This window comes from Micromonospora globispora, assembly GCF_003857015.1.
Classification (GTDB): Bacteria; Actinomycetota; Actinomycetes; order Mycobacteriales; family Micromonosporaceae; genus Micromonospora; species Micromonospora globispora.
This window is the reverse complement of record NZ_QGGF01000428.1, coordinates 1-5,886: the sequence shown is the minus strand read 5'-3', so window position 1 is coordinate 5,886 and position 5,886 is coordinate 1. Positions and strand designations below refer to the sequence as shown.

6 protein-coding genes are annotated in these 5,886 nt (G+C 70.1%); 4 read left to right on the top strand and 2 right to left on the bottom strand.

Features of this window, described 5'->3' with window-relative positions; genetic code table 11:
• Both DKL51_RS23080 and DKL51_RS23075 read left to right on the top strand, forming a co-directional pair.
• Nucleotides 1-578: biotin--[acetyl-CoA-carboxylase] ligase (locus DKL51_RS23080; RefSeq protein ID WP_124812470.1), on the top strand; the 578-nt coding region annotated here is incomplete at its 5' end.
• Between the two features lie 92 nt (nt 579-670).
• Entirely contained in the window at nt 671-1,243 is a 573-nt protein-coding gene (locus tag DKL51_RS23075) for a PH domain-containing protein (protein WP_109946770.1), read from the top strand.
• Nucleotides 1,244-1,326: 83 nt separating this feature from the next.
• Here the strand turns inward: DKL51_RS23075 and DKL51_RS23070 are convergent, their stop codons facing one another.
• Nucleotides 1,327-2,052 carry a GtrA family protein gene (locus DKL51_RS23070; protein ID WP_109946771.1) on the bottom strand — a complete coding sequence of 242 codons (726 nt, stop codon included), beginning with the start codon at nt 2,050-2,052 and terminating at the stop codon, nt 1,327-1,329.
• A 63-nt stretch (nt 2,053-2,115) separates the two neighbouring features.
• Complete coding sequence (locus tag DKL51_RS23065) at nt 2,116-2,652, bottom strand: GtrA family protein (protein WP_109946776.1); 537 nt, start codon at nt 2,650-2,652, stop codon at nt 2,116-2,118.
• A gap of 525 nt (nt 2,653-3,177) precedes the next feature.
• Between DKL51_RS23065 and DKL51_RS23055 the strand changes: the two genes are divergently transcribed.
• Nucleotides 3,178-5,022, top strand: a complete 1,845-nt coding sequence (locus tag DKL51_RS23055; RefSeq protein ID WP_109946772.1) for a phosphoenolpyruvate carboxykinase (GTP) — start codon at nt 3,178-3,180, stop codon at nt 5,020-5,022.
• A 37-nt stretch (nt 5,023-5,059) separates the two neighbouring features.
• A partial coding sequence (locus tag DKL51_RS23050) for a hypothetical protein (protein ID WP_124812469.1) occupies nt 5,060-5,886 on the top strand: 827 nt, incomplete at its 3' end.

The following is a 5,886-nucleotide window of genomic DNA, read 5'->3' as shown; positions in this document are numbered from 1 at the left end:
GCTGGTCGCCGGTCCCACCCGCCGGGTACGGCTGGCTGCCTCTGCTCGCCGGGGTGGCGCTGGTGGAGGCGGTGACCCGGCTGGCCGAGCTGGAGGCCCGCCTGAAGTGGCCGAACGACCTGCTGATCGACGGCGCGAAGTGCGCCGGGGTGCTCGCCGAGGCGGTGCCGGGCACCTCCCCGGCCCAGCCGCCCGCGATCGTGGTCGGGATCGGCCTCAACGTCACCCTCCGCGCGCACGAGCTGCCGGAGAACCCGACCGGGCTGCCGGCCACCTCGCTGCAGCTGGCCGGCGCCGCCGCCACCGACCGGGATCCGCTGCTGCGCGCCCTGCTCCGCGCGCTCGCCGAGTGGTACGACCGCTGGCGCTCCGCCGGCGGGGACGCGGTCGCCAGCGGCCTCCGGGACGCCTACCTGGCCGCCTGCGCCACGGTCGGTCGGCAGGTACGCGTGCTGCTGCCCGACGGCCGGCAGGTCACCGGTACGGCCACCGGGGTGGACCCGGACGGCCAGCTGCTGGTGGAGGGCCCGGAAGGGGAGCTGCGGCTGGCCGCAGGCGACGTCCTGCACGTGCGCTGAGCGCTCGCCGCCCCTTTACCGCCGCGCGGCTGATCCGTTGACGAGCGCCGAGCCGCTACGGTCAGCGCGTCCTGTTCTGCGAGGAGGTTCCCGTGGCGTTCCCCGAAGACGTGCTCACCGAGGACGAGCATGTCGTGCTGCACCTGCATCCGCACTGGAAGGCGCTGATCCGGCCGATCCTGGTGCTGGTGGTCGCCGTCGCCGCGGTGGTGGCGGGCTGGGTCCTGCTGCCCGAGGGCGACGGTGGCACCATCGCCCTCTACGCGATGGCCGCTGTCGGCCTGGTGCTGGTGCTCTGGCTGGGTTTCTGGCCGTTCCTGGTCTGGCGGACCACGCACTATCTCTTCACCAACGAGCGGGTGCTGCTCCAGCAGGGCGTCTTCTCGCGTAACCGGCGGGACCTTCCGCTGACCCGGATCAACGACCACTCGATGCACCAGCGCTTCATCGAGCGCCTGCTCGGCTGCGGCACCCTGACCATCGAGTCGGCCGGCGAACGCGGTCAGTCGGTGCTGACCGACGTGCCCCGGGTGGACCGGGTGCAGACCACGCTCTACGAGCTGGTCGAGGCGCAGCACGACAAGCACTCGCTGGGCGACGGGGAGATGCGGGAGATCCTCGCTGACATGCGCGAGGGCAAGCCGCTGCGCGACTCCACGTCCTGAGCTTCCGCCGCCGAGGTCAAGGGGTGCGCCGGGCGGGCCTCTTGACCGAGGTGCGGGGTGTGTGCGCCTGGCCGGGGTGCGGCTCAGCGGCGGGTGGAACGGCGGGTGCCGGCGTGCAGCTCGGCGGCGAGTTCCGCGTCCAGGTCCCCGTTGAGGGCCCGGCCCAGGCCCGCGTCCGCCGGGGCGGCGCGGCCGCGCAGCACCCGTCCGGGCTCGGCGCCGGCTTCCTGTCGACGAACCGGGCGCTCGCCCGGCTGGGGCTCCGTCTCCTCCAGCTCGCTGACGGACTCGGCCAGTTCGGCCACCGGGTCCATCTCCGCCATGGTGTCCCACTCGTCCCGCGGAATGGTGTGCCAGGTTTCCTCGGCGTGCTTCGGCACCGGCTGGAAGACGAAGGTCCGGTACGACCAGAAGCGGAACATGGTGGCCAGCAGTACGCCGCCGGTCTTCGCCACGTTCAACGCCAGCAGACTGTTCACGCCGAGCCCGTACTTCGCGCCGGCCAGCACCCCGAGTTCGATGATCAAGCCGGTCGCGTTGAACAGGAAGAACAGGGCGTATTCGCGCTGGAGGGCCGCTTTGGGCCGATCGCGGTACGTCCAGTGCCGATTCATCAGATACGACGTGATCGTGGCCACGATGGTCGCGATCACCGTCGCCTTGAGCTGGCCGTCGCGGAAAACGGTGAGTGCCAGCGCATTGAACACCGCGTAATTGATGACGGTGTTGATGCCGCCGACGATGCCGAATTTGAGCGCCTCGTGGATGAACTTCTGCCAGCGCTCGGGCAGCAGACGGACAAGACGCATGCGGAACACCTTAGGGCAGTGGCCAGGGCCGGCTCGGCCCGGCAGGACGAGGTGGGCGGTAGGTCACGCCCCGGGGTCTCGGTCGTGGCTCGTTCCCGGAACGGGTGGAGTTCCCGCTTCCACGAAAACGAACCGCCGGTACGACCAGAATCGGAACAGCGTCCCGAGGCCGGTGCCGACGATGAAGCTGGCGATGTTGTCGGCCAGCGGGGTCTGGAACACCCCGGGCCAGAGGCGACCCAGTCCGTAGTGGCTGATCGCGAGGCAGGCCACCGCGATGCCGAGACCGACCGCGTTGAAGAAGAAGAAGAGCCCGTACTCGCGGGCCGGGTTGGAGCGCTGGCGGTGCCGCCAGGTCCAGAACCGGTTGCCGAGGAAGGCCATGGTCGCCGCGATGACCGTGGAGATGGTCTTCGCGGTCACCGGCGGAAAGTGGCGGACGCTCGCCAGGTAGTTGAAGAGCGCGAAGTCGACGAGGAACGCGAGCCCACCCACGGTGGCGAACTTGCTCAGCTCCCGGACGAGGTGACCGAAGCGGTCTACGAGGGAGGCGATCAGACCCGGTCGGGTCTGCGGAGCACCTGGCTGGTCCCCGGTCATCGTCGCGGCCACCCGCCGAGCCTACCGGGTGCCGACGCCCTCGGTGGGTAGCAATGGCAAGCGGACGGCCGCGGCGTGACGTCGGCGCCGACGGCCGGCACCGAGCGGCGCGCGGCGGTGACGGGCTGCCACCGCCGGCTCGGGTGACGGCCCGGAGCCGTGGAGATATCCGGTGAGCAGATCGTAACCGACTGTGGAGGAATTGCGGATCGGATCGCTGAATCGCCGTCGGCGGCACCGGCGCGCGCTTCCACTCATGGTGCATCGTCGGCTGGGCCCGGACGACGGGGTCCGCCGAAGGTTGTCCGCAGGATTTGCGTGAAACTGCGCGCGAAAGCGGGTATCAGATCGTGATGCCGCAGCGTGGCCGTACCTTGTGCAGTTCTTCACAACCAGTCCCACTGACTGGCGGGGCAGCCCGGTTTACGCTGAGCCCAATCCCAGGTTTCCACGAGGCGACGTACTCGCTCGCCAGTACTCGTGCATCCCATACATCGGTCAGCGCCGACCACAAGGAGATGTGACATGGTTGCTCCGGCTACTGTTCGGGGTATCGATCAGGCCCCGACGTCCCACCCCAAACTGCTCGCCTGGGTCCGAGAGGTCGCGGAACTGACCACCCCCGACCGAGTGGTCTGGGTGGACGGGTCCGATGAGGAGTGGCGCCGCCTCACCGACGAGCTTGTCGACAAGGGCACCCTGATCCGGCTGAACCCGGAGAAGAAGCCCAACTCCTTCTACGCGCGCACCGACCCGACGGACGTCGCCCGGGTCGAGGAGCGCACCTTCATCTGCTCCGTCGACGAGGCGGACGCCGGCCCCACCAACAACTGGATGGCGCCGGCCGAGATGAAGCGGACGATGACGGAGCTGTACCGCGGCTGCATGCGCGGACGCACCATGTACGTCATCCCGTTCTGCATGGGTCCGGTCGAGGCCGAGAGCCCCATGTTCGGTGTCGAGATCACCGACAGCCCGTACGTGGTCGCCTCGATGCGCATCATGACCCGGATGGGCGCGAAGATCCTCGAGGCGATGGGCGACGACGCCGACTTCGTGCACGCGCTGCACTCGATCGGCGCCCCGCTCGCCCCCGGCCAGCAGGACATCGCGTGGCCGTGCAATGACACGAAGTACATCTCGCACTTCCCGGAGACCCGGGAGATCTGGTCCTTCGGCTCCGGGTACGGCGGCAACTCGCTGCTCGGCAAGAAGTGCTACTCGCTGCGCATCGCCAGCGTGATGGGGCGCGACGAGGGCTGGCTCGCCGAGCACATGCTGATCCTCAAGATCACCTCGCCGGAGGGCAAGGTCTACCACGTCGCCGGCGCCTTCCCGTCCGCCTGCGGCAAGACCAACCTCGCCATGCTGGAGCCGACCATCCCGGGCTGGAAGGTCGAGACCATCGGCGACGACATCGCCTGGATGCGCTTCGGCCCGGACGGTCGCCTCTACGCGATCAACCCGGAGTACGGCCTCTTCGGCGTCGCGCCCGGCACCGACTGGAAGACCAACGCCAACGCGATGCGGACGCTGGAGCGGGGCAACTCCGTCTTCACCAACGTCGCCCTCACCGACGACGGCGACATCTGGTGGGAGGGCATGGGTGAGCCGCCGGCGCACCTGATCGACTGGAAGGGCAACGACTGGACGCCGGAGAGCGACAGCCTCTCCTCCCACGCGAACAGCCGGTTCTGCACCCCGATCACGCAGTGCCCGATCCTGGCCGACGACTACTACGACCCGAACGGTGTGCCGATCGACGCGATCCTCTTCGGCGGCCGTCGCCGGGACACCGTCCCGCTGGTCACCGAGGCCCGCGACTGGGTGCACGGCGTCTACATGGGCGCCACGCTCTCCTCGGAGACCACCGCGGCCGCGTCCGGCGCGGTCGGCGTGGTACGCCGCGACCCGATGGCGATGCTGCCGTTCATCGGCTACCACGCCGGTGACTACTTCCGGCACTGGATCGAGATGGGCAAGGGCGTCGACGGCGACGAGGCCAAGCTGCCCAAGATCTACTACGTCAACTGGTTCCGCAAGGACCCCGAGGGCAACTTCCTCTGGCCCGGCTTCGGCGAGAACTCCCGCGTCCTCAAGTGGGTCATCGAGCGGATCGAGGGTCGGGCCGAGGCCGTCGAGACCCCGATCGGCATGGTCCCGGCCCAGGACGCGCTGGACGTCGAGGGTCTGGACATGACCCCGGAGGACGTCCGGATCGCGCTCAAGGTCGACCCGGAGGAGTGGCGCAAGGAGCTCCCGCTGGTCACCGAGTGGTTCGAGAAGTTCGGGGACAAGCTCCCCGGCGTCCTCTGGGCCGAGCTGGACGCGCTGCGCGCCCGGCTCGACGCGGAGCAGCCCCAGAAGTAGGTGTGATCCCCGCCCGCGCTGGGCACCATCGGATCCCATGAGGACGGCCGCCGAGACCACCCAGGTCCGGCGGCCGTCCGCCGTCCGGGCGCTGACCACCCTGCTCGCCGTCACGGCGGCGGCCACCGTCGTGGTCGAGCTGCTCAACTGGTGGTACGCCCCGGAGCAGGAGTTCGGCCTCGCCGTACGCACCGGCTGGGCGATGCTCCGCTCGCTCGGCTTCCTGGTGCTGATCGGGCACGTCAACCGCGGCCGTACGGTGGCCAGGCCGTTCGGCCTGATCCTCGCGGTCACCACCGTCTTCGCGGTCGGCCGGCTGGTCGTACCCCGGCAGGGGGTGCCGCCGCTGCCCGGCCTGCTCGGGTTCGGGGTGCTCACCGCGCTCTGCGTGGCCGTGGTGGCGCTGCTCTACCGCTCTGAGGCGGTGGGCGGCCACCTGGTCCGGCACCGCAAGGCGCTGGTTGTCGAGGGCGGCACCATCTCCTGGCGGGAGACCGCGCCGAAGCGCCCCCCGGTCACCGGCTGGTTGCTCACCAGCCGGGTCGCCGCGTTCACCTACAGCCCGCTGATGCTGGTGCCGGCCCTGGTCGCCGGCGGTTCCATCCTGGACGGCCGGCTCAGCGCGGTGCCGGCGGTGCTGTTCTGGATCGTCGCCGGCATCGCGGTCAGCTATCTGGTGCTCTTCTGCACGCTGTTCCTCATGCGGGGCCGGGCCTGGGCGCGCACCATGCTGGTCGCCGTCACGCTCGGCGTGCTCGCCGTCGACCTGCCGCTGTGCTGGTGGCTGCTCGGCCTCGACGGCCTGGTCCGCGACGGCGGCCCCCTCGTCGCCGCCGCCATCCTGGCCCTGTACGGCCTCTGGCG